The organism is Xanthobacter sp. NM-59 (assembly GCF_021401125.1).
Taxonomy (GTDB): Bacteria; Pseudomonadota; Alphaproteobacteria; order Rhizobiales; family Xanthobacteraceae; genus Xanthobacter.
On record NZ_JACBFQ010000001.1, the window covers coordinates 824,133 to 846,865 of the forward strand.

The window sequence follows — 22,733 nt, forward strand, 5'->3', positions numbered from 1 at the left end:
ATCAGCCACGATCTGTTTACCATTCCGTCGCGCCCGCCCCATTTTCGCCGCCTTTCGTGTTCTTCTTTGCCCAGCGTGCGGGGTGTTCGACTGCGCCGCGCGAAGGTACTTGCCTCAGGCCTCTAGCTTTGTGGCATAGTGCGAAACGGCATGGCGATAACCGGGGGCAAGCCGCGGATGAGCAAAAGGCGCGCGTCGAACGATCTGGCGAATGCAGCGGGCGGCCAGCCCATGGCACCCGTCGCAGCCTCTTCGTGGCGTGGCTTCATGTTGCTTACCGGTGGCGCCTTGGTCGGCCTTTCGCTGGCAGGTTGCAGCGCGGTTGAAACGGCAAACAACCGACTCGACCCCACTTATGGCGTCGAGGTCAGTCCCAGGGTTGTCGCCGACGGGCAGCCTGTTCCAAAGGGCGGCGGCTCCTACAAGGTAGGCAAGCCCTACCAGGTGGCCGGAAAGACCTATTATCCGGCAGAAGATCCTGATTATGTCGCGGAAGGCACAGCGTCCTGGTACGGGCGGGATTTCCACGGCCGCAAGACCGCTAATGGCGAAGTCTTCGACATGGCTTCGATTTCCGTCGCGCATCGCACCCTGCCGATGCCATCCTATGTCCGCGTCACGAATCTTGCCAATAAGCGCTCCATCATCGCCCGAGTGAACAATCGCGGTCCCTACGTGAAGGGGCGTCTGGTCGATGTTTCCTACCACACCGCCGAACTCCTGGGCTTCGCCAAATACGGCGTGGCGAAGGTGCGGGTGGAATATGTGGGGCGCGCCCCGCTCGACGGCTCCGACGACACCAAGCTTGCCATGACACTGCGCCAGGATGGCGGCCCGGCCCAGGCCCCGGCTGATTCTGGCATCATGGTTGCCTCGGCCAAGCCGTTTGTTCCGAATATTCCTGAGGCGGTGCCCGCCACAGCGTCGGAAGCCCCGCTGCCGCTCAGCCGGCCCTATGACCTTGGGGCGGATGACCAGGTGCAAGTGGCCGCGGCCGAAGAGGAAGCAGCGCCGGTGCCCGCGCGGGCGGCCGCGACAAAGAACACGACGAACTCCAAGGGCGCGGCCGCCAAGCCGAACGGCTCCACCAAGGTGGCCGACGCGAAGCCCTCGTCGCACTCGGGCGCCGACAAGTCCGCGGCCGCGAAGCCCGCTCCGGCCCGCGCCGGCTCTGGAGCGATTTCGCCGTCGGCCGTCGCGGCCACGGTGCCGCAGCCGCGTGCGGTGAATGTCGCTTCCAACGGGTGGTCGACCGGGCCGGCTGCAGTCAGCGGTCTGGGATTTGCCGGCGTTTCGGCGTCTGGCAACTAAGCTCTTCTTCCCGGCTCCAGTCACGACAAGCAGGACTCATCGGAACGACGCATCCGGCGAGGGCCCTATCTGTTCGCCTTACCCTACATTGACAAAGGTGAAGGCTGCGCGCGGATAGCGCGCGCCGTTGATTGAGCGGCTTTCGCAGATGGCCGCGCGCAAAGGTCCCGGCAAAAGGGAGAGGCCTCTCCTCTCAACGCCGAGGAACCGAGACAGCCACCCTTCGAATCACGGTGCCCATCCCGACCCGCGGAACCGTGAGACGTGCTGACGCGCCTGCCCCTCGAAACACCTGCTCATCACGGCGGCCGCTGCGTGCCACGGCGCGGCCGCAGAACGCAGAGCCGGTGCGGGAAGGAAGCCCGCCAAAGCCATGATCGGGAGCACCTCCCCAATTCCGTGGAGTGGCGAAATGTTCTAGACAGCTGCGGTGATGGGGTTGCCGGCGGGGTCCCTGGCCGCATGCCACAAGCCAGCCATGCGCCGGGCGCCGCCTCCAACCGGGATCATGCGCCACCAACGTGTGATAAGGACGACGCGATCATTCCCGAAGACATCGCATTTCCCGAGACATCGCACTGGACGCTGTCATCCTCCCGCCCATCTCCGTGCTCATGAGTTCGTCCCGCGCCGCTGGTGTCGCGGCAGTCTCTCTGTGGCCATCGTTGATAGAGCCCACCCCATGCGCTTTCTGATCACCGGCACGGCCGGCTTCATCGGCTTTCACCTCGCCAGACGGCTGCTGGGAGAAGGGCATCGGGTCGTCGGCTTTGACGGCATGACCCCCTATTACGATGTGCGGCTGAAGGAAGCCCGGCACGCCATTCTCGCCCGCTTCGAGGCGTTTCAGCCCGTGCTGGGCCAGTTGGAGGATGCCGAGGCCCTCGCCGCCGCGGCGGAACTCGCACAGCCGGAGGTGATCATTCACCTCGCGGCCCAGGCGGGCGTCCGCTACAGCCTTGAAAATCCCAAGGCGTATGTGGATTCCAATCTGCTCGGCACCTGGAATGTGCTGGAGGTGGCGAAGCGCTGGCAGGTGCAGCACCTTTTGAGCGCATCCAGCAGTTCCGTGTACGGCGCCAGTCAGAAAGTGCCGTTCGAGGAAGCCGACAAGGTGGACGAGCCGCTAACGCTTTATGCCGCCACCAAAAAGGCCGGCGAGCTGATGGCGCACAGCTATGCCCATCTGTGGAAGATGCCCATCACCGCCTTTCGCTTCTTCACGGTCTATGGCCCCTGGGGGCGGCCGGACATGGCGCTGTTCAAGTTCGTCTCCGCCATTCTGAAGGGGCAGCCCATCGAAATCTATGGGCAGGGCCAGATGCGGCGGGATTTCACCTATGTGGACGACCTCATCGAAGCCGTTGTGCGCCTCATCCCCATCGCCCCTGGCGAGCACAACAGGGTGACCACGCCGGGCGTGAGCGATTCCCTTTCCCATCAGGGGCCCTATCGGGTGGTGAATATCGGCGGAGGCCAGCCGGTGGGGCTACTTCCCTTCATCGACACCATCGAGGCGGCCGTGGGCATCCCCGCCATTCGCAAGATGCTGCCCATGCAGAAAGGTGATGTGCCACAGACCTACGCCTCGCCGGAGCTGCTTCGCGCACTGACACAGCATGTGCCCGCCACCAGCGTCGACCAGGGCGTGAAGTCGTTCGTTGCGTGGTACCGGGACTATTACGGCGTTTGAACGCCCTAGCCGGGCATAGAGCCGGGGGCTCTTCGCCCCCTTTCGGCAGGGCCTGAAATGTGCCAGGAAGCCCCGGATACCGGTGGCCGCCGCGCGGACACCCTGAGGGAAACCTGAAGCTCGCGGAACAGCGCCGATGGGGGACACGCTCGCCCACCGCCCCGCGCGCGCCAAGGGGGCGATGGCATGAAGGATCCGTTCGCCCTCGAGCTGAAGGGATTGGTGGCCCGCCATCTCCATTTCGCCGGCCCCTGGCCGTTCGTTACCTTCCGAAGCTATGTGCTGGCGGGGCGGCACATTATCTGGAAGGCGCGCCAGCACCGGAAGGGCTTGGTGCGCCGCGCCCGCGCGCTCGAAACGGCTTCCGTCCCCCTCTGGCAGACCCAGGGCTATAACTGGGCCACCGGCCTCATCTTCGCCATCGGCTCGTTCCTGTTCATGCTGGGAAGCGCGCTGGCGCTCATCCCCGAGGGGCCGTGGCAGCCTTCGGCGCTGCTTGTGAACATCGTTTTCTTCGCCGGGTCCCTGCCCTTCACCACCGCCGGTTACATGCAGCATTTCCAGGCGGCGAATGCGGGCCCGTTCGTGGTGGACCCGGCAACGGTGCCGGCCCGCCGTATCGCGCTGATGGGCTGGCACCCGCGCAATGTGGGCTGGCTCAGCACCTTTACCCAGTTCATCGGCACCGTGGCCTTCAACTTCAACACCTTCGACTCGATCGTCGATCCCCCCGGCTGGCTGATGCAGAACTTGGCCATCTGGGGCCCGGATATGATCGGCTCCGTGCTGTTCCTCGTGTCCGGCTATCTCGCCTTCATCGAGACCTGCCACCGCTATTGGAGCTGGAAGCCGCGGTCGCTGGAATGGCAGATCGTGTTCACGAACCTGCTCGGCTGCATCGCCTTCATGGTCGCCGCGCTCCTGGCCTATGTGCCCCGGGGGCCGGAGGCGGCCTGGATTCCCATGCTCGCGAATATGGGCCTCTTCCTCGGCGCACTGGGCTTCTTCGTGGGCGCGCTTTTGTCCATGAGAGAGAGCCGGGCCGCTGAGCCGGCCTGACTGCGGGTCGCGGAAATCAAATCACCGTTGCGTGTTCATGGCGCGATAACGGCCATTTGATACCTCCTGTGCGATATCACCGCTCATATTTCAATATTCGATTGCAGTGTACCGCACCGCGTTTCTCGGAAAACCACTTTCATCTAAGGAGAAATATTCGCGACTTAGTTCACAAACCCGACATCATGGCAGTTCTCACAAACACATGACCTGGAGAAGCTTGACCATGAGGGGCCACTCGGCTCCTTTTGCCGCGGCGGCGAAAAGGAGCCAGAATGACAACGACCACGATCACTTGGGCCTGGGGTTCGCAGGCGACTGTGAACTTCAATCCCGCAACGGATACGCTCGATTTCGGCTGGATGAATGCCGACAACTTCGCGATCAGCGAAGTGAACGGCTCCGTGGTGATTTCGATCCCGTCCAACAATCAGAGCTACACTCTGGCAGGAGTGTCACTGTCTGATCTGACACTCGCCAACATCACGGCCAAGGACAGCTCCGCAGTGACGGAGTGGACCGACGCGCTTTCCAGCTCCGGCGGTTCTTCCGGAGGCACCACCCCCGGTGGTTCCGGCGACAGCGGCTCGGGTGACACCGGCAATACCGGCTCGGGCAATGACGGAAGCGGCACCACCACGACCATCACCTGGTCCTGGGGTTCGGACACGGTGCTGAACTTCAACCCGGAAACAGACAAGCTCGACTTCGGCTGGTTCTCGGCCGACAACTTCACCATCTCCGAGGCCGACGGCTCGGTGGTGATTTCCATTCCCTCCAACGACCAGACCTACACCCTCTCCGGCGTGACCCTGGCGGACCTGAGCATCGACAATATCGTTGCCAAGGACAGCTCCGCGCTCACCGAGTGGCAGGGCGCCCTTTCCGGCTCGAACGGCTCCGGCGACACAGGCAATTCCGGTGACACTGGAAACACGGGTGACACCGGGAACACGGGAGACACCGGGAACACTGGTGATACGGGCAATACCGGAGACACCGGCGATACGGGTGACACCGGGAACACCGGCGACGGCGGCGAGGAGGCTGACTATGCCGCGGCCTGGGCGTCCTCCGGCGTCTATGTGGCCGGCGACCAGGTGAGCGTCGGCAATGCCGTGTACGAGGCCAACTGGTGGACCCAGGGCGACGACCCGGCGAGCCACAGCGGCACCGAAGGCAGCGGCAATGTGTGGACCTTCATCGGCTACATGGACACCACGCCCGTGGTTCCGGACGCGCCGGACGACCTGGCCGCCTCTGGCGTGAAGGACACCTCCTTCACCCTGCGCTGGGACGCGGCCGAGGTGGATGGCGTGGGCACGGTTTCCGGCTATGAGATCTACCAGGATGGCGAGCTCATCGGCACCACCTCGGGCACCTACTTCAAGGTGACGGGCCTGGATGCCGATTCCACCTATGCCTTCACGGTCGTGGCCCTCGACGAGGCCGGCTCCTCCCAGCCCTCCGACACCCTGAGCGTGACCACCGCCGAGACGGGGAGCGTGAGCGACACCGACAAGAGCTTCTCGCCCTATGTCGACATGTCGCTCACCACGAGCCAGAACCTCGTGAGCATGGTCTCCGAAGCCGGCCTGGATGCGGTGACGCTCGCCTTCGTGCTGTCCTCCGGCACCGACACCATCGGCTGGGGCGGCACCGGCAGCATCGCCGATGACGCGCTCTCGAACGGCACCACCATCTCGTCCATGGTGGACGAGCTCCATGCCATGGGCGTCGACGTCACCATCTCCTTCGGTGGCGCCAACGGGCGGGAAGCCGCGCAGACCTTCTCCAGCGCCGATGCGCTCGAGGCGGCCTACCAGTCGGTGATCGACAAGTATGGCGTGACGAAGCTCGACTTCGACATCGAGGGCGCCTCGATCGCCAACGACGCGGCCAACGACATGCGCAACGAGGCCCTCGCGGCCCTGCAGGATGCGAACCCCGACCTTGAGGTGTCGTTCACCCTGCCGGTGCTCACCGACGGCCTCACCCAGGACGGGGTGGACCTTCTGAAGTCGGCCATGGATGCGGGCGTGCAGATCTCCGCCGTCAACATCATGGCCATGGACTATGGCGACTATTACGACAGCGGCGACATGGGCGACGACGCCATTTCGGCGGCGGAAGCCACCCTCGCCCAGCTCAGCCAGATCGGCCTTGATACCGACATCGTCATCACGCCGATGATCGGCATCAACGACGTCACCTCCGAGATCTTCACCCTGGAGGACGCGCAGCAGCTGGTGGACTATGTCCAGTCCAACGATGACGTGGCCGGCATTTCCATGTGGTCCCTGGGCCGCGACAATGGCGATGTGGTGGGCTTCGTCTCCCCCGTCGGCAGCGGCGTGACGCAGGACGACTACGACTTCAGCAAGATCTTCGCGACGGTCTGAACGCGCGCCCCCCGGAGGGCCCCATCCCCGGGCGAGCCGGCAGCGCGCACGCCCGAGGATCACGCAGAACAGGAAGCGGCCGGCCCTCAGCCGGCCGCTTTTCTTTTGGCCATCCCCCTGCGCTGCCTTCGCGCCTAATAGGAGCCTCGGCGGGCCGCGGACATGAAAATGCCCGGCACTGGGCCGGGCATCGCCGATGTTTTGGACGAGGGATGCGGCTCGCGCCCTCACCTTTCTGTCATGGCGTGGCTCATGGCGTCGGTGAAGGGGCGCACCAGATAGCTGAGCACGGAGCGCTCGCCGGTACCGAAAACCACCTCCGCATTCATGCCGGGGCGAAGGCGGGCCTTCAGGTCCGGCGGAATGTCGGTGTCGGCCACCGCCACCCGGGCGAGGAAGAACGGTTCATGGGTGGTCTCGTCCATCAGCCGGTCGCGGGAGACCGATTGCAGACGGCCGAGCACCAAAGGCGTGCTGCGCGCGTGGAAGGCGGGGAACTTCACCTCCACCTCATTGGTGTTTTCCAGCCGGTCGATATCCTGCACGGGCACCTGGGCGTCCACCACCAGGGGTTCGTGAACGGGCACGACCTCCAGCATGGTGTCGCCGGGGCGCACCACCGCGCCCACCGTGTAGATGCGCGGGTTGATATTCTGCACCGTGCCGGCGCGCGGCGCCCGGATTTCCACGCGATCGAGCACGCTCTGCGCCACCCGCGCGCGCTCGCGCAGATCATTGAGCTTCTGGCGCACGTCGAGGAGCTGCTTGCCGGCATCCTCCACCCGCTGCTGGCGCAGCTGCGCGATCTGCATCTTGATCTCGCTGATGGAGCCGTGCGCCTTCGCCGTATCGGCGATGTTGCGGCCCACCACGCCGTCCAGCCGCGCCTTCTCCCGCTCGAGCTGGGACACGCGCGACTTGTTCACCAGCCCCTTGCGCTCCAGCACGCGCACGGAATTCAGCTCATCTTCCACAAAGGAAAGCTGCTGCCGGGCGGAAGAGCGCTCCTGCGCAAGGCCCTCGATCTCCGTGTTGAACTGGGAGACGCGGCCGTCGAGAATCTCGATCTGGCTGTCGAAATTGGCTCGCCCGTCCTTGAACTGGGTGAGCTGGTCGATCATGGCCCGCAGCACGGCGGGGCGGTCCGTATGGTCGGAAAGCTCGGAGGGGAAGGTCACTTCCGTCAGGCCGTCGCGCTCGGCCAAAAGGCGCGATTCCATGGCCAGCGCCGCGCCGAGCTGCGCCAGCGCGGCGTCGTAATTGGCCTTCGGCAGCGTGTCCGTGAGGCGGAACAGCACCTGGTCCTTGGCGACCTCGTCCCCCTCCTTGACCAGGATCTGGCCGATGATGCCGCCCTCGAGATGCTGCACCACCTGCCGCATGCTTTCCACGGCCACCACCCCGGGGGCCATGACGGCACTGTCCACATTGCTGAGCGAGGCCCAGCCGCCGAGCCCCAGGAAGGTGAACGCGATCAACCCATAGCCGGCGCGGGCGAACACGCGGTAGTCACCCGAGGGCGGCGGCACGGCGCCGGGCGGAGGCGCTTCAACCGGCCCGAAGAGGGTGGCGACACGCTCGCGCGCCCAGCCCCCCACACGCATGAGCGCGGTGTTCTCCCGCAGCCGGCGCGTGAGGTCGGAAAGCACCGGATGGCGTGCCAGCTGATGGCCGCGCGCGAGTCCCTGGCGCAGGATGGCGCCGACCTGACGCCCGTGATCGAGCATGGACATGGCTCACGCCTCCTTCTGGACGGCTGCGGGCATCGCCACTGCGGTGGGGCCCGGCGCCCAGCCGGCCGGCATCGCCCCCGCGCCGCGCGCGGCGCCCGCCGCCGGCTTGGGCGCGAGCGGGACACGCTGGCGCACCGCCGCGTTGCCGCCATTGGCCAGCTTAGCCAGGGTCTGCTCGCGCGGGCCGAAGGCCTGCATGGTTCCGTCCTTGATTCCCAGGATGAAGTCGCACTGGCCCAGCCCCGCCGGGCGATGGCTGATGATGATGACCGTGCGGCGCGCCGCCTTCAGCTGTCGCATGGCCTCCGCGAGGGCCTGCTCGCCCGGCGGGTCAAGGCTGGCATTGGGCTCGTCCAGCACCACCAGAGCCGGCATGCCATAGACCGCGCGCGCCAGCCCGATGCGCTGGCGCTGGCCGCCGGAGAGGGCGACGCCCCCTTCCCCAATCTGCGTATTGTAGCCCTGCGGCAGGCGCTGGATCATCTCATGAACCCCGGCGATGCGCGCCGCGCCCACCACATGGGCGTCGTCCGGCTCGGCGAAGCGGGCAATGTTCTCGGCCACCGTGCCGGAGAACAGCTCGACATCCTGGGGGAGATAGCCAACCTGCCGCCCCAGCTGCTCCTCATCCCAATGGGCGAACTCGGAACCATCCAGGCGGATGGAGCCCGCCGCCGCCGGCCACACCCCCACCAGCACCCGCGCGAGGGAGGACTTGCCCGCCGCTGTCGGCCCCACGATGCCGAGAGAAGCCCCGGCTGGGAGCTTGAAGGAGAGATTGCGGATCACCGGCACATCGCGCCCGGGTGCGCGGATGAACAGGGTCTCCGCGCTCACCTCGCCCCTCGCGTCGGGAAGTTGCAGGCGCGGGCCGGGTGCCGGCGCGGCCCGCAGCAGAAGCTGCACGCGCTCGTAGGCTGAGCGCATCTGCACCACGGACTTCCAGTTGGCCACCGCCTGCTCGATGGGCTGAATGCAGCGCCCGAGCAGGATGGAGCCGGCGATCATCATGCCCGGCGAGATCTCGCGCTCGATGGCGAGATAGGCGCCGAGCCCGAGCACCGCGCTCTGAACCAAGGCGCGGTTGAACTTGGTGAGGGCCACCAGAACAGCTCCCCGGTCGCCGGCCTGCCCCTGCCATCCCAGGGCATCGTCATGCACCTTGCGCCAGCGCCGGCGCAGCGGCCCGGCCATGCCCATGGCCTTCAGCACCTCCGCATTGCGGAAGGTGGCGGTGGCCGCCGCGGTGGCGGCGATGCTGGCCCGGTTGGCCTGTTCCAGCGCGTGCCGGGTGCTGCGATTATTGAGCACGGCAATGACGCCGGAAAACACGCAGCTCGCCACCGCCAGCACCCCATAAAGGGGGTGAAGCACAGTGGCGCAGGCAATGTAGATGGGCACCCACGGCACATCGCAAAGCGAGGTGATGCCGGCGCCGGCGAAGAAATCGCGCACCGTCTCCAGATCACGCAAGGGCTGGGCCTGGCCGGAGCCGGGCTGGCGCGCGGCAAGGCGCAACACCGCATCGAACACCGGAGCGTTCACCGCCTCGTCGAAGGCGACGCCGGCCCGCGCCAGGATGCGGGCGCGCAGGCTCTCCAGCGCCGCCCACACCGCATAGAGAAAGGCGGCGATGAGCGTGAGCACCACCAGCGTCTCAAGGTTCCGGCTCGCCAGGACGCGATCATAGACCTGCATCATGTAGAGCGGCCCGTTGAGGGCCAGGATGTTGATGAAGAAGCTGAAGACCACCACCGTCACGAATGCCGGACGGATCGTGTCCATGCCGGCATCCAGGGGCGTGGACCCCAGGGCTTGTGACGACGCGCTCGACGACCTCCCCGCCGCGGGTGGAGTGACCATGTCTCATCCTCATTACCGACCCTGGAGCCCCCGGATCGAGAAGGGGAGAGGCTGCATGTTCCCGCCCAAGGCGGAGGCCCTGATGCCCCGCAGAAACGCGACCTCGACAGTTGGCCGAGGTATCCCCTCACTTCACCCCCCGGTTCAAATCACGAGATGCGGCGTGCCGAACACGGACGCGCGATCAGCCCGCACGGCGCAGGAACCGGGCGCGAGAACACGGCTGGATCGTCACTCGCTCTCCGCCTCAGTGGCGGGCGGCGCGCGAGGATGAGGCCAGCGCCGCCATTTGCCCGTCCGGCTGCGGCAGCGGAGCCGATGCCAGGAATCGGCGCAGGTCCGATGCGAACGCCGCCTGCCGTTCCCCCACGGGCAGATGGGTCAACAGCCGGTCGAGCAGCTCCACCAGATGCTGGCGCTCACCCAGGCTGTGCAGCAAGGCGGGCAGGGTCGCCAAAGCCTCGTCGGGTGCGTGATTGACGATGATGGCCTGGCGTCGCACCAGGGCCTGGGCCTCATCCGCCGGCAGGGCGATAAGGCCCACCTCGTCGCCCACAAGCTCGCGAATCTGCTTTAGGGCCGACAGGCGCTGGATACCGGCGCCGAGCCGGCGCGCCAGCAGGGCGACGCGCACCGCCGCCTCGGTGAAGCCGCCCTCCCCCATGGCCGCCATGGCCGAAGCGACCTCCGCCGGCGGCTCTTCCACCAGGTTTGGATGGGCCGGCGCCGTCAGGTCAGGATCCAGCATGGCAAGGCTGCCATAGACCCGGAAGAACTCGGTTTCCACGCTCGCGTCCCGCATCCGCTGGTAGAAATCCCAGCCGGCCGTGGCGGACGCCGCGAAAAAGCGCTCCCACGCCGCGAACACTCCGGCCTCGTCGCGCCGCGTCCTCTGGCTGCGGGCGAACTCCGCCAGCGGCGCCAGCGCAACGAGCCACGGATTGAGATCGGAGAAGGCCCAGCGGGCGACGCGCAGCGGGTGGAAGGCGCGCAGCGCGGCCCCCATTTCCGGCGTCACCAGCCGCGAAAGAGCGGGGTGCACCAGGGCCTCATAGGCCCGGGCATTGGCGTCCGACACATTAGCCACCACCTCGAAGGGGATCTCATCCCTGCGGCCATATTTCTGCAGCTGGGCGAGGTCCTCCACCTTGCGCTCGGTGAGGGTGACGTCATAGGTCACCGCGCCGTCCTCCTGGATCTCCTCGATCCGCATGCCATAGAGGCCGGGCGGCAGCGCCTCCACATATTCCAGGAGATCGACGATCTGCGCATGCTCACGCCGCGCCACGGCGCCCGAGACGAAGATGCCCAGATGGCCGACGCTTTCGTGCATCAGCCCCACGATCACCTGCCCCGCATCCTTCAGCGCCTGGGTTGTGGGGTAGAGGTCCGCCACCCAGTTGATGGCCTGCTGCGGAGGCGTGATGTTGTCGCCCAACGAGGCAAAAACGATGATGGGCGAGCGCACCGCGCGCAGGTCAAAGGTCCGCCCCTCGGCCCAGGCCGCCTTGCCGGCGGCCAGCTTGTTGCCCACGAACAGGTTCTCGACGATCCACTTGATCTCGGCCCGGTTCATCAGGAAATAGCCGCCCCACCAGCGCTCGAACTCCAGGAAGCGCGGCGCCTCGGTATCGATCCGCGAATAAAGATTGTAGTATTTGGTGAAATACGTGTTGGCCGGATTCAGATACTCGAAATTGTCCACCAGACAGGCCCCATCGAAGACCCCGCCGCCCAGGTCGCTGGCCAGCAGCGCCGGCCAGGTGCCGCCCAGCACGCCGCCCGCATAGCGCATGGGGTTTTCGGCATCGTTGCCCGCCCAATAGGACATGGGCGCGCCATTCACCACGATGGGGCCCACATTGTCCGGATCGAGCGCGGCCACCAGCATCGCCGCCCAGCCGCCCTGGCAGTTACCGATCACCACCGGCTTGTCCGTCGCCGGGTGGCGCGCGTGGACAATGCGCAGGAACTCGGCCTCGGCCAGCGAGACATCGGCCAGGGTCTGGCCCGGCTCCGGGTCCGGAAAGAAAATGACCACGTAGACCGGGTGCCCCGCCCGCAGGGCGAAGCCCACCTCCGAATCCCGCTTGAACCCGCCGATGCCGGGCCCGTGCCCCGCCCTGGGATCGATGATGAGGAAGGGCCGCTTGCCCCCGGCGGGCGTCAGGCCCTCCGGCGGCAGGATGCGGGCGAGCGCGTAATTCGCCGGGCGCTCGAAAGTGCGCGCGTCGGCAACGATCTCAAAGTCGAACGCGAGCAAGGGGGGCTTGCCCGCCTTTTCATGGGCGAGCCAATTATTGCCGCGCTGGCGCAGCGTATCCCAGAACAGCAGCCCGCGTTGCGCGGCGTCAAACCCATAGGAGACCGCCTCCCGCCAGACTTCCGCCGGATCCTTCGGCGCCGCGGAGCCGGCAAGGCTTGATGCGGCGCCGCGCAGGGCCTCCCCATACTCCGCCACCGCCTGGCCAATCCGCGCCCGGTAGACCTCGCCCACGCGGGCGTACACCTTCATCATGTCCATGGGGTGCATGGAACCCTCCTCGGCCAGCAACGACCCGACGTTCCGCCCCCCGCGCGCCCGCGCAATGCACATTTCCTTATGGATTTACCGCGAGCGCGCCCGCGAATACCACTCTTCCTCAAGTATACTTGAATACAAACTGGCCCGCACGAACAACCCGCCAACAATTGACGCCTGATCCTCCGCCCGCCTGTCCCCGGCCACCGGAAGAGCCAGCGGAATGCGCGCCTCAGCCCCCATTGGCCATGCGGATGCGCCATTTGTGTCAGTTGTATCCTGCCACCACTGAACTATGCTCTGGTCAGCCTGCCCGGTGCACAGCCCGGAAGGGCGCGACTTTTTTGTGCTTATGGCCGCGCCTCATGTTCTTCGGGGCCGCTCACGTCCGGGAAAAACTCTGGAATACCGGCGAACGCCGCCCGCATTGCCGCCCTTGCCGCCACGCACCGACAGGAGCCTCGCATGTCCCCTCCTCCGCAGGCCGCCGCGACACCCGACGCCGTTTCGTCTGCGGGCGGCGTGCAGCCCACGGGCGCGCAGGGAGCGGCGGCCCAGCTGATCCGGGTGATCGAGACCGACGAGGCGCTCCGGCGCATAGAACGCGCGCACCTGCGCTTCCCGACGGGCGATGCGGCCTTGGTCCTGGCCTTCGTCTCCCCCCACGTGGATTTCGCGGCGGTGAGCGCCCGCCTGAAGGCATTGGCGGGCGCGATTCCGGTGGTTGCGGTGTCCGGCGCTGGCGAGCTTTGCTCGGGCCAGGGCGGCCCGCTCTACCGCCCCACGGGAGAGCGCTGGAACACCCTGACCCTGCAGATTTTCCCGCCCGATCTCATTGCCGCCGTCGATATCCACTCCGTGCCGCTGCATAATGAGGATATCCGCGCCGGCGCGCCCGCCCTGGCGCACCACGCACGCGTGGCGCGGATCACTCAATCCCTGGGCCTCGTGCATCCGGTCTTTCCCATTCATGCACGGGACGTATTCGCCCTCACCTTCATCGACGGCCTGTCGGCAAGCGAGAATTACTTCATGGAGGCGGTCTACCGGTCCGGCCGCTTTCCCTGCCTGTTCGTGGGCGGTTCGGCGGGCGGCACGCTGGACCTGCGCTCGACCTCCATCTTCAACGGCGAGCAGGTGCTTGAGAACCACGCCGTGGTGGTGTTCGTGAAGATGGCGCCGGGCCGGCGCTATGGCGTCTTCAAGAGCCAGAACTTCACCAAGAGCGGCACCGCTTTCCTGGTCGCGGAGGCGGATCCCGAACGGCGCACGGTGGCGGCCGTGGTCAGGCCCGGCGGCGATCAGGTGGAGCCCTTCGTTCCCGCCCTCGCCACCATGCTGGGCGTGGCGCCACAGGAGGTGGAAGGCGCGCTGGCGGGCCGCACCTTCGGCATCGAGATCGATGGCGAGCTGTTCGTGCGCTCGGTCGCAGCCATCGATGTGGAGCGGGAGCGTGCGTCCTTCTTCTGCGACGTCAATGCGGGCGATGAACTGCTACTGCTCCAGGCCACCGACTTCGCAGAACAGACCCGCAGCGACCTCCAGGCCTTTCTCGCCCAAAAGCCCCGCCCCCTCGGCGCGATCCTGAATGATTGCATCCTACGCCGGCTCAACAATCTGGCAGACCTCTCCGGAACTGATGGGCTTTGGCCCTGCCCGGCGGCCGGCTTTTCCACCTTTGGCGAGCTCTTCGGTATCAATGTCAATGAAACGCTGAGCGCCATCGTCTTCTTCGACGCCAGCGCGGGCGACTATGTGGATGACGTCGTGGATACGTTCCCGATCCACTATGCGCGTTTCCGCACGTCCTTCACCAGCAGCGCCCTCAAGCGGGCCGAGATGCTGAACGCCCTTCGCTCGCGGATCATCGACCAGCTGGCGGGGCATCTGGATTTCATCCACCATATTGAAGGGGCAGTGGAGCGCAGCGGCGAAATGCGCGAGGTGGTGGAAGCCATTCGCGGCACCCTGCTCGCCGCCTCCGGCGAGGCGGCCGGAGGAGGCGCGGAACGCGATGCCGCCGCCCTGTCCACGGAATTTCAGGCCCTCGGCCAATCCATGAAAGAACTCCGCGAGGTGCTGGCGGTCATCGACACCATTGCGGGGCAGACCAATCTCCTCTCCTTCAATGCCACCATCGAGGCGGCGCGGGCGGGGGAGGCCGGACGTGGCTTCGCGGTGGTGGCCAGCGAGGTGAAAAAGCTGGCCGGCGATACCAAGGCCACCCTTTCCGAAACCCGCGAGGCCATCGGCGGCATGGAAGAGACCCTGCTGCGGCTCGGCTCCATCATCGATGCCACCCACGCCCGCTTCGGCGCCGACGATGCGCGGCACCGCGAGATCATCGGCAAGCTGGAGCAGCTGTTCGAGCAGTCCGGGGTCATCGACCAGACCCTGGACGAGCTCGGCACGGCCGCCGCGGCACAGCGCGCCGTCGCGGCCGACATCGACCGGCAAATGACCCGCCTGAAGCAGCTGGAGTGACGGCAGGGCGCTGCCTTCAGGCTTCACACAGCCACCGCGCGGCGCCCCTCGGACAGATCCCTAGCCGCGCGCCGCCCGCAAGGCCGCCGCGGCCGCCACCGGCCCAAGCACCACGGCGAACAGAGCGAGGCCCATGAGCACCCGGAACGGCGTGCCGAACGGCACCGGCCCCGTTACGGCCGAGGTGGTCGCCGCAACCGCGAAGATCAGCACCGGGATGGTCAATGGAATCACCAGCACGGCGATGAGCAGCCCCCCGCGCCGGAACGCCCCCGCGAAGGCCGCGCCCACCAGGCCCAGGAAGGTGACTGCGGGCGTGCCCACCAGCAGCGTTGCCACCACGGCGCCGATGGCCGCCGGCTCCAGGTTCAGCATCAGCGCCAGCGCCGGCGCTGCCACCACCAGTGGCAGACCGGTTGCAATCCAGTGTGCGAGCCCCTTGGCGGCCGCCGTCAGCTCCAGCGGCATGGCTGAAAGGCTGAGCGCATCGAGCGAGCCATCCTCCGCATCGGCCGCGAACAGCCGCTCCAAGCCGATCAGGCTCGCCAGCAGGGCGCCAATCCACAGGATGGCGGGGCCGATTCGGGCCAGCAGCACCAGATCCGGCCCCACGGCGAAGGGAACCACCGTGATCACCGAGAGGAAAAACACCACGCCGAGCCCCGCCCCGCCGCCGGAGCCGAGGGAAAGGGCGATATCGCGCCGGACCACGGCCAGAAAAGCCCCCATCATGCCTCAAGCTCCTCATCAACCGTCGTGATGGCCCGCCCGGAAAGGCTGAGTTCGTCGGTCTCGCCCAGATCCAGGGGCGCATGGGTGGCGGCCACCAGAATGCCGCCCGCTTGAAGGTGAGCGCGTCCGAATGCCGCGAAGCGGGCCTGCGCCCGCACATCGAGCGCCGTGGTCGGCTCATCCAGGATCCAGACCGGCCGTTGCGACACAAGGAGCCGGGCAATGGCCAACCGCCGCTTCTGCCCCGCCGAAAGCACGGAGGCGCGCAGCCGGCCAAGCCCCCCCAGCCCCACCTCCTCCAGCGCTTCCTCAACGGAAAGCCCGGTGGGGCCGAGCACCTGGCGCCAGAAGTCGAGGTTGGCGGCCACCGCCAGCGCCCCCTTCACTGCGTCATCATGCCCAAGATAATGCAAATGCTCACGCAATCCGCCTTCCTCAGGGCCACCCTGGAGGCGTACATTGCCGCCGCTGGGAGTGAGCAGGCCAGAGAGAATCCGCAGCAGGGATGACTTGCCGGCGCCATTGGGCCCCGTCACCACCAGCGCGCGCCCGGCTTGGGCTGTGATATCAAGGTCTTGGAAAAGTTGCTTGAATCCGCGTCGGCAGCTGAGCTTTTCGCCGGTGAGGGCGGTGATGGAAAAACCCGTCATGACCCCTGCTTTGGATGCATTGCGCATTCCCTCTTCTTAGCGCATGACCGCGCTTTGAAATGGCTCTATAAAGCCGCCGAACCGCACCTTTCGAGGTGGTGGGGTGCCGCTCCGACCACCTTTGCATATTGGCGTTGATCGTCATTACAACGGAGAGAACGCGCCGTGACATCCCTCGACAGCTTCAAGTGCCGCACCACCCTGAAGGTGGACGACCACGAGTACGTCTATTACAGCCTTGAAGCCGCAGAGAAGAATGGGCTCGAAGGGATTTCCCGCCTGCCCTTCTCCATGAAGGTGCTCCTCGAGAACCTCCTGCGCTTCGAAGACGGCCGCTCGGTCACCAAGGAAGACATCATCTCGGTCGCCGACTGGCTGAACAACAAGGGCAAGGCCGAACGCGAGATCGCCTACCGCCCCGCCCGCGTGCTGATGCAGGACTTCACCGGCGTCCCCGCCGTGGTGGACTTGGCGGCCATGCGCGACGCCATGGTGGCCCTCGGCGGCGACCCGGCCAAGATCAACCCGCTGGTGCCCGTCGACCTCGTCATCGACCACTCGGTGATCGTCAACTTCTTCGGCTCCAACAGCGCCCTCGGCAAGAACGTCGAGGAAGAATACAAGCAGAATCAGGAGCGCTACCGGTTCCTGAAGTGGGGCCAGAGCGCGTTCGACAACTTCCGCGTCGTCCCGCCCGGCACCGGCATCTGCCACCAGGTGAACGTCGAATATCTCGCCCAGACCGTCTGGACCCGCGACGAGAAGATCGACGGTAAGAAGGTGGAGGTTGCATACCCAGACACACTCGTGGGCACCGACTCGCACACCACCATGGTGAACGGCCTGGGCGTACTGGGCTGGGGCGTCGGCGGCATCGAGGCCGAGGCGGCCATGCTGGGCCAGCCCATCTCCATGCTCATTCCCGAGGTCATCGGCTTCAAGCTGGACGGCAAGCTGAAGGAAGGCATCACCGCCACCGATCTGGTGCTGACGGTGACCCAGATGCTCCGCAAGAAGGGCGTCGTGGGCAAGTTCGTGGAGTTCTACGGCCCCGGCCTGGAGCACCTCACCCTCGCAGACCGCGCCACCATCGCCAACATGGCGCCGGAATACGGCGCGACCTGCGGCTTTTTCCCCGTCGACAGCGAGACCATCGCCTATCTCGACGAGACCGGCCGCAAGGACAGCCGCGTGAAGCTGGTGGAGAAGTACTCCAAGGCCCAGGGCATGTGGCGCAAGAAGGACACTCCCGATCCGGTGTTCACCGACACCCTGGAGCTGGACCTCGACTCGGTGCTGCCGTCCATGGCCGGCCCGAAGCGTCCGCAGGACCGCGTGCTGCTCTCTGATTCCAAGACCGGCTTCCTCTCCGCCCTCGAGGGTGAGTTCAAGAAGCCCGGCGAGGCCGATAAGCGCGTGCCGGTCGCCGGCACCGACTACGCGGTGGGCCACGGCGACGTGGTGATCGCCGCCATCACCTCCTGCACCAACACCTCGAACCCCTCGGTGCTCATCGCCGCCGGCCTGCTCGCCAAGGCGGCCGTGAAGAAGGGCCTGAAGACCAAGCCGTGGGTGAAGACCTCGCTCGCGCCCGGGTCCCAGGTGGTCGAGGGCTATCTGAAGGCCTCCGGCCTGCAGGATGATCTCGACAAGCTCGGCTTCAACCTGGTCGGCTTCGGCTGCACCACCTGCATCGGCAATTCCGGCCCGCTGCCGGAAGCCATCTCCGAGGCCATCAACAAGAACGACCTCGTGGCCGGCGCCGTGATCTCCGGCAACCGCAACTTCGAAGGCCGCGTGAACCCGGACGTGAAGGCGAACTACCTCGCCTCCCCGCCCCTCGTCGTGGCCTATGCCCTGGCCGGCTCGCTCCAGGTGGACCTCACCACCGAGCCGCTCGGCACCGACAAGGACGGCAAGCCCGTCTACCTGAAGGACATCTGGCCCTCCAACAAGGAGATCGCCGAGTACATCCGCGAGAACATCTCCAAGAAGATGTTCAAGGAGAAGTACTCCGACGTGTTCAAGGGTGACGAGCACTGGCAGAAGATCCAGGCTCCCGAAGGCCAGACCTATGCCTGGCAGGATGCCTCGACCTATGTGCAGAACCCGCCTTACTTCGTGGGCCTGCAGAAGACCCCGGAGCCGGTGAAGGACATCATCGACGCGCGGATCATGGGTCTGTTCCTCGACTCCATCACCACCGATCACATCTCGCCGGCCGGCTCCATCAAGGCCGCTTCTCCGGCGGGCAAGTATCTGGTCGATCACCAGGTGCGTCCGGTGGACTTCAACCAGTACGGCACCCGCCGCGGCAACCACGAAGTCATGATGCGCGGCACCTTCGCCAACATCCGCATCAAGAACCAGATGGTGCCCGGCGTGGAAGGTGGCGTGACCGTCCACTATCCGGACGGCGAGCAGCTGCCGATCTACGACGCGGCCATGAAGTACAAGGCCGAGGGCGTGCCGCTGGTGGTCTTCGCCGGCAAGGAGTATGGCACCGGCTCGTCCCGTGACTGGGCGGCCAAGGGCACCAAGCTGCTCGGCGTGCGCGCCGTGATCGCCCAGTCCTTCGAGCGCATTCACCGCTCGAACCTGGTCGGCATGGGCATCGTGCCGCTGGTGTTCAAGGACGGCGAGAGCTGGCAGACCCTCGGCATCAAGGGCGACGAGATCGTCACCCTCAAGGGCATCGAAGGCGACCTGAAGCCGCGCCAGACCCTGACCGCCGAAATCAAGTTCGCCGACGGCTCCGTGAAGAACGTCGACCTCATCTGCCGTATCGATACGCTGGACGAGCTCGACTACTTCCGCAACGGCGGCATCCTGCCTTACGTGCTGCGCTCGCTCGCGGCCTGAGGCTGACGCTACGCAAATGGCCGGCCCGGAGCGATCCGGGCCGGTTTTTTTGTGCCTTCAGCAGTGTTTAGGGGTGCATTGAGCGCGCCTGTGAACCGTCCGCACCGCCATTTGTGACAATGCCGGCGGACGTGACACCCCATTGTGACTGGTCCCGCGGCACCGCGTCCGCTATTCCGGACTGGCCCCGTTTCAGCACCGATCCCTGCGAAGATGATGTTCACCCGCACAGCTCTCGCCTTCGCCCTTTCCCTTGCCGCCCTGCCTGCCTGGGCGCAGAGCCAGCCGAAAGCGGTGGTCGAGCTGTTCACAAGCCAGGGGTGCGCCTCCTGTCCGCCGGCCGATGCGCTGGTGGCCGAGCTTGCGAAGGATCCGAACCTGATCGTCCTGACGATGCCCGTGGACTATTGGGACTATATCGGCTGGAAGGACACGCTGGCCCTGCACGGCCACTCCCTGCGCCAAAAGGCGTATGCGGAGAAGCGGGCGGATCACAAGGTCTTCACCCCCCAGGCCGTGGTTGACGGGGTGCACGCGGTGAAGGGAAGCGATCGCGCCGCCCTCCAGCGTGCCATTCTTGCCGGCCCGGGCACCGCTGGCAGCCTCAAAGTCCCCATCAAGGCGCACCGCAGGGGCGAGGTGATGGAAATCGAGATTCCCGAATCGGCGGCGCCGCCCGAAGGGGCGGAAGTTTGGGTCTGTCCGGTGGCCAGCGAGAAATCCGTCACCATCAGCCGGGGGGAGAACAGCGGCCGCAACGTCACCTATTCCAACGTGGTGCGCGGGTGGGTGCGGCTCGGCCAATGGAACGGCACCAAGCAGCGCCATGAGCTCAAGCTGAGCGACATCAAGGGCGAGGCAGTGGACCAGGTCGCCGTTCTGCTCCAGGCAGGCACCGCGGCGGCGCCGGGTCCCATTCTCGGGGCGACAATCGTTGCCGTGCAAGAGACGCCGCCGGCATCCCCACCCGCGGCGAAGTAAGCGCCCCGCCAGAGAGTCCGCGCACGCCGTCCGCGTGTGCGGCGGTCTGTGCGCCCTGCTCCGGGCAAAAAAGAAGCCGCCCGAAGGCGGCTCAACTTGGGGGTCGAATATCGATGCGTAGCAGTGGCCGGTTCGGATTCACCCCGGGGGGCTGGGGGGGCTGGGATAGACCGGAGCGCCTCACGAACCGGCCCTGCTACGAGAAGAAGCTTCTCTCCGCCCAGCGGCGCGCGATAGGCCGAAATCCGGCGAGACTGTGATTTTACTAACGTTGACGTGATCGCCCTCGGGCCGAAAACGCACTCCATACTGCAGTGCCGGCTATGGATCCCCTTGAAACGGCGAGCGGTGCCGGTGATCATGGCCAACCTGCATCGCCGCAGCGCAACAGCCCGTGCGAAAGGAGAGGCTATGGGAGATATCGAGCCCATAAGCTTGGCCCGCGTGACAACCCCTGCGGCTGCCGTGCGGGTGACTTTCGATCGGCGGGAGCTGGACCGAATCCTCGACCTCTACGGCCGCATGGTCGCCCTCGGTGAGTGGCGGGACTATGCGCTGGATTTCACCCGCGACAAGGCCATCTTCTCCATTTTTCGCCGTGCGATGGATGTGCCCCTTTATCGGATCGAGAAGGACCCCCGTCTCGCCCGCAAGCAAGGAGCCTATGCGGTGGTGTCCCAGACCGGGCTCATCCTGAAGCGCGGGCACGAATTACAGCGCGTGCTCGCGGTGCTCGAAAAACCGCTCCGGGCCGTGTGAGGCGCGGGTTCGCCGCCCCCGAACGCATCCGCGCGAAGGCCGGACGGGTTCGCGCGAAAGAGGCGTGGAACTGCATAAGGAGGGCGCACGTCGGCGCTTCACTGAAGCGCTGAAACGATCAAGCGCCCAAGCCGTCGCCCGCAAACAAAAACGCGCGCCGTAGAGCCCCTGTCCCCGAGGGCGTTACGACACGCGTTCATTGGACTCAGCTTGGCAAGAGCCGCCGTGTATGAAGGCGAGGCTTCTCGCCACCCACCTGCGCGGCCGCAGCAAACACCCATGCGCGGAGCACCTGCTGCGCGCGCCGTCATGAACGATCGGAGAGATCAGGACGGGCGATTGCTCTTGCGGCGCAGGCGCACCACTACATCCACGCGCGCCACCTCGTAACCCTCCGGCGGCTCGGGCAGAAGATTCACCGCCACGTCGCTGGCGGGAATGTCTACCAGATCATTCTGGCCTTCGAGGTAGAAATGGTGGTGGTCGGTGGAATTGGTGTCGAAATAGGTCTTGGAGCCGTCCACCGCCACTTCGCGGAGCAGCTGTGCTTCCGTGAACTGGTGCAGGGTGTTGTAGACGGTGGCGAGCGACACCGGGAAGCGGGCCTTGATGGCCTCCTCATGCAGAATTTCGGCGGTCACATGCCGATCGCCCTTGGCGAACAGCAGCCAGCCCAAGGCCAGACGCTGGCGGGTCGGCCGAAGGCCCACCTCCCGCAGCATCTCGCGCACATCATGGAAGGGGCAGCCCGTGCGGCGCGCCACCGTAATGTCGCGGAGCTGGGCGACAGGAAGCACAGGCTCGGCAAGGCTTTCGCTGCTCGGGGCAACGGAAATACCGAAGGCGGATCGGGATCGGGGCATCTCGTTCATTTCGGTCTGCAATCTTCGTAGCTACCACCAAAATATGCCGGCGGAGGGGAAACGCAATGCGAATGCCTCCGAAGACGACTAGCAACTTATACCTCATGTTGCGCTGCGGAGCCATAGCCGGCTGCTGAGTAGGAATAACTCTAAGGTGCGGCGCGGGCGCGCCATCACGCCCTCGGCATCGCCGCATCCACCCGTGGACAGAGGCGCGCCGCAGGTTTATCGCCTTGCGGCGCATCACACGGCGCGCGCGGTTCGCCGCGTTTTCGAGAGCAAAGAGATACCGCGTGGCAGCCCTCCCCCTTCTTTCCCTGCGTTCTCCGGCCACCGCAGCGCTGCTGGTGGCGCTTGGGTCTGGCGCCGCCTTGGCCGCCGCCTGGTTTTTCCAGCTGGTGGTGGGCCTGGCGCCCTGCCCGCTGTGTCTCGACCAGCGGATTCCTTATTATATGGCGCTGCCGCTGGGGCTGGTCACGCTGGCGGTGCTGGCCGCCGGAAAGTTGCGGACGGGACGCGTGCTGCTGGCGCTGCTGGCGGTGATGATGCTCGGAAACTTCGCCCTCGCGGTCTTTCACGCAGGCGTGGAATGGCGCTTCTGGGCGGGGCCCACCTCATGCACCGGCGCGCCGGTGATGGTCACGGGCGACATTCTCTCGGCGATCAAGGGCGCCAACGTCCCGCGCTGCGATGAAGCGGCGTGGCGCCTGTTCGGCCTGTCCATGGCGGGCTGGAACGCCATCGTCACGGCCGCCCTAGCCCTCATTGTGGGACGCGCAGCGGCAACCGGTCGCACACTGTGATGCACGGCCCCGCCGCG

15 protein-coding genes are annotated in these 22,733 nt (G+C 66.2%); 9 read left to right on the forward strand and 6 right to left on the reverse strand.

The features are described 5' to 3' along the window. Nucleotides 1-150 precede the first annotated feature (150 nt). From L0966_RS03905 to L0966_RS03920, 4 genes are all read left to right on the forward strand, one after another. Nucleotides 151-1,311: a septal ring lytic transglycosylase RlpA family protein gene (locus L0966_RS03905; protein WP_370640614.1), complete on the forward strand. Its 1,161-nt coding sequence runs from the start codon at nucleotides 151-153 to the stop codon at nucleotides 1,309-1,311. A gap of 682 nt (nucleotides 1,312-1,993) precedes the next feature. Then, entirely contained in the window at nucleotides 1,994-3,004 is a 1,011-nt protein-coding gene (locus tag L0966_RS03910) for an NAD-dependent epimerase/dehydratase family protein (protein ID WP_234050515.1), read from the forward strand. A 186-nt stretch (nucleotides 3,005-3,190) separates the two neighbouring features. Further along, nucleotides 3,191-4,063 carry a hypothetical protein gene (locus L0966_RS03915; protein ID WP_234050516.1) on the forward strand — a complete coding sequence of 291 codons (873 nt, stop codon included), beginning with the start codon at nucleotides 3,191-3,193 and terminating at the stop codon, nucleotides 4,061-4,063. A 275-nt stretch (nucleotides 4,064-4,338) separates the two neighbouring features. Further along, on the forward strand, nucleotides 4,339-6,465 hold the full coding sequence (locus L0966_RS03920) for a fibronectin type III domain-containing protein (protein ID WP_234050517.1): 2,127 nt from the start codon (nucleotides 4,339-4,341) through the stop codon (nucleotides 6,463-6,465). Nucleotides 6,466-6,692: 227 nt separating this feature from the next. On the opposite strand, the gene L0966_RS03925 is transcribed toward L0966_RS03920, so the two are convergent. The 3 genes from L0966_RS03925 to L0966_RS03935 form a co-directional block, all read right to left on the reverse strand. Further along, on the reverse strand, nucleotides 6,693-8,198 hold the full coding sequence (locus tag L0966_RS03925) for an HlyD family type I secretion periplasmic adaptor subunit (RefSeq protein WP_234050518.1): 1,506 nt from the start codon (nucleotides 8,196-8,198) through the stop codon (nucleotides 6,693-6,695). A 3-nt stretch (nucleotides 8,199-8,201) separates the two neighbouring features. Further along, on the reverse strand, nucleotides 8,202-9,983 hold the full coding sequence (locus L0966_RS03930; protein WP_234050519.1) for a type I secretion system permease/ATPase: 1,782 nt from the start codon (nucleotides 9,981-9,983) through the stop codon (nucleotides 8,202-8,204). 325 nt (nucleotides 9,984-10,308) lie between these two features. Beyond that, nucleotides 10,309-12,594 (reverse strand): DUF3141 domain-containing protein, encoded by a 2,286-nt coding sequence (locus tag L0966_RS03935; RefSeq protein WP_234050520.1) that lies wholly within the window; start codon nucleotides 12,592-12,594, stop codon nucleotides 10,309-10,311. Nucleotides 12,595-13,047: 453 nt separating this feature from the next. Here L0966_RS03935 and L0966_RS03940 point away from each other — a divergent pair, with 453 nt between their 5' ends. Beyond that, complete coding sequence (locus L0966_RS03940) at nucleotides 13,048-15,066, forward strand: methyl-accepting chemotaxis protein (RefSeq protein WP_234050521.1); 2,019 nt, start codon at nucleotides 13,048-13,050, stop codon at nucleotides 15,064-15,066. A 60-nt stretch (nucleotides 15,067-15,126) separates the two neighbouring features. Here the strand turns inward: L0966_RS03940 and ccmB are convergent, their stop codons facing one another. Beyond that, nucleotides 15,127-15,795: a heme exporter protein CcmB gene (gene ccmB / locus L0966_RS03945; protein WP_234050825.1), complete on the reverse strand. Its 669-nt coding sequence runs from the start codon at nucleotides 15,793-15,795 to the stop codon at nucleotides 15,127-15,129. Then, nucleotides 15,795-16,448, reverse strand: a complete 654-nt coding sequence (gene ccmA, locus L0966_RS03950; RefSeq protein ID WP_234050522.1) for a heme ABC exporter ATP-binding protein CcmA — start codon at nucleotides 16,446-16,448, stop codon at nucleotides 15,795-15,797. Before ccmA ends, ccmB begins: the two co-directional genes overlap by 1 nt. 165 nt (nucleotides 16,449-16,613) lie before the next feature. Between ccmA and acnA the strand changes: the two genes are divergently transcribed. The 3 genes from acnA (at nucleotide 16,614) to L0966_RS03965 (ending at nucleotide 21,050) form a co-directional block, all read left to right on the forward strand. After that, the gene (acnA, locus tag L0966_RS03955) at nucleotides 16,614-19,310 is read left to right on the forward strand and encodes an aconitate hydratase AcnA (protein ID WP_234050523.1); all 2,697 of its coding nucleotides are present in this window, start codon (nucleotides 16,614-16,616) and stop codon (nucleotides 19,308-19,310) included. Between the two features lie 213 nt (nucleotides 19,311-19,523). Beyond that, a complete protein-coding gene (locus L0966_RS03960) occupies nucleotides 19,524-20,291 on the forward strand; it encodes a thioredoxin family protein (RefSeq protein WP_234050524.1) in 768 nt (255 codons plus the stop codon). A gap of 411 nt (nucleotides 20,292-20,702) precedes the next feature. Beyond that, the gene (locus tag L0966_RS03965; RefSeq protein ID WP_234050525.1) at nucleotides 20,703-21,050 is read left to right on the forward strand and encodes a DUF2794 domain-containing protein; all 348 of its coding nucleotides are present in this window, start codon (nucleotides 20,703-20,705) and stop codon (nucleotides 21,048-21,050) included. A gap of 326 nt (nucleotides 21,051-21,376) precedes the next feature. Here L0966_RS03965 and irrA read toward each other — a convergent pair whose 3' ends face one another. Continuing rightward, complete coding sequence (gene irrA, locus L0966_RS03970; protein WP_370640615.1) at nucleotides 21,377-21,913, reverse strand: iron response transcriptional regulator IrrA; 537 nt, start codon at nucleotides 21,911-21,913, stop codon at nucleotides 21,377-21,379. 293 nt (nucleotides 21,914-22,206) lie between these two features. Between irrA and L0966_RS03975 the strand changes: the two genes are divergently transcribed. Next, nucleotides 22,207-22,716, forward strand: a complete 510-nt coding sequence (locus tag L0966_RS03975; RefSeq protein ID WP_234050526.1) for a disulfide bond formation protein B — start codon at nucleotides 22,207-22,209, stop codon at nucleotides 22,714-22,716. Nucleotides 22,717-22,733 lie beyond the last annotated feature (17 nt).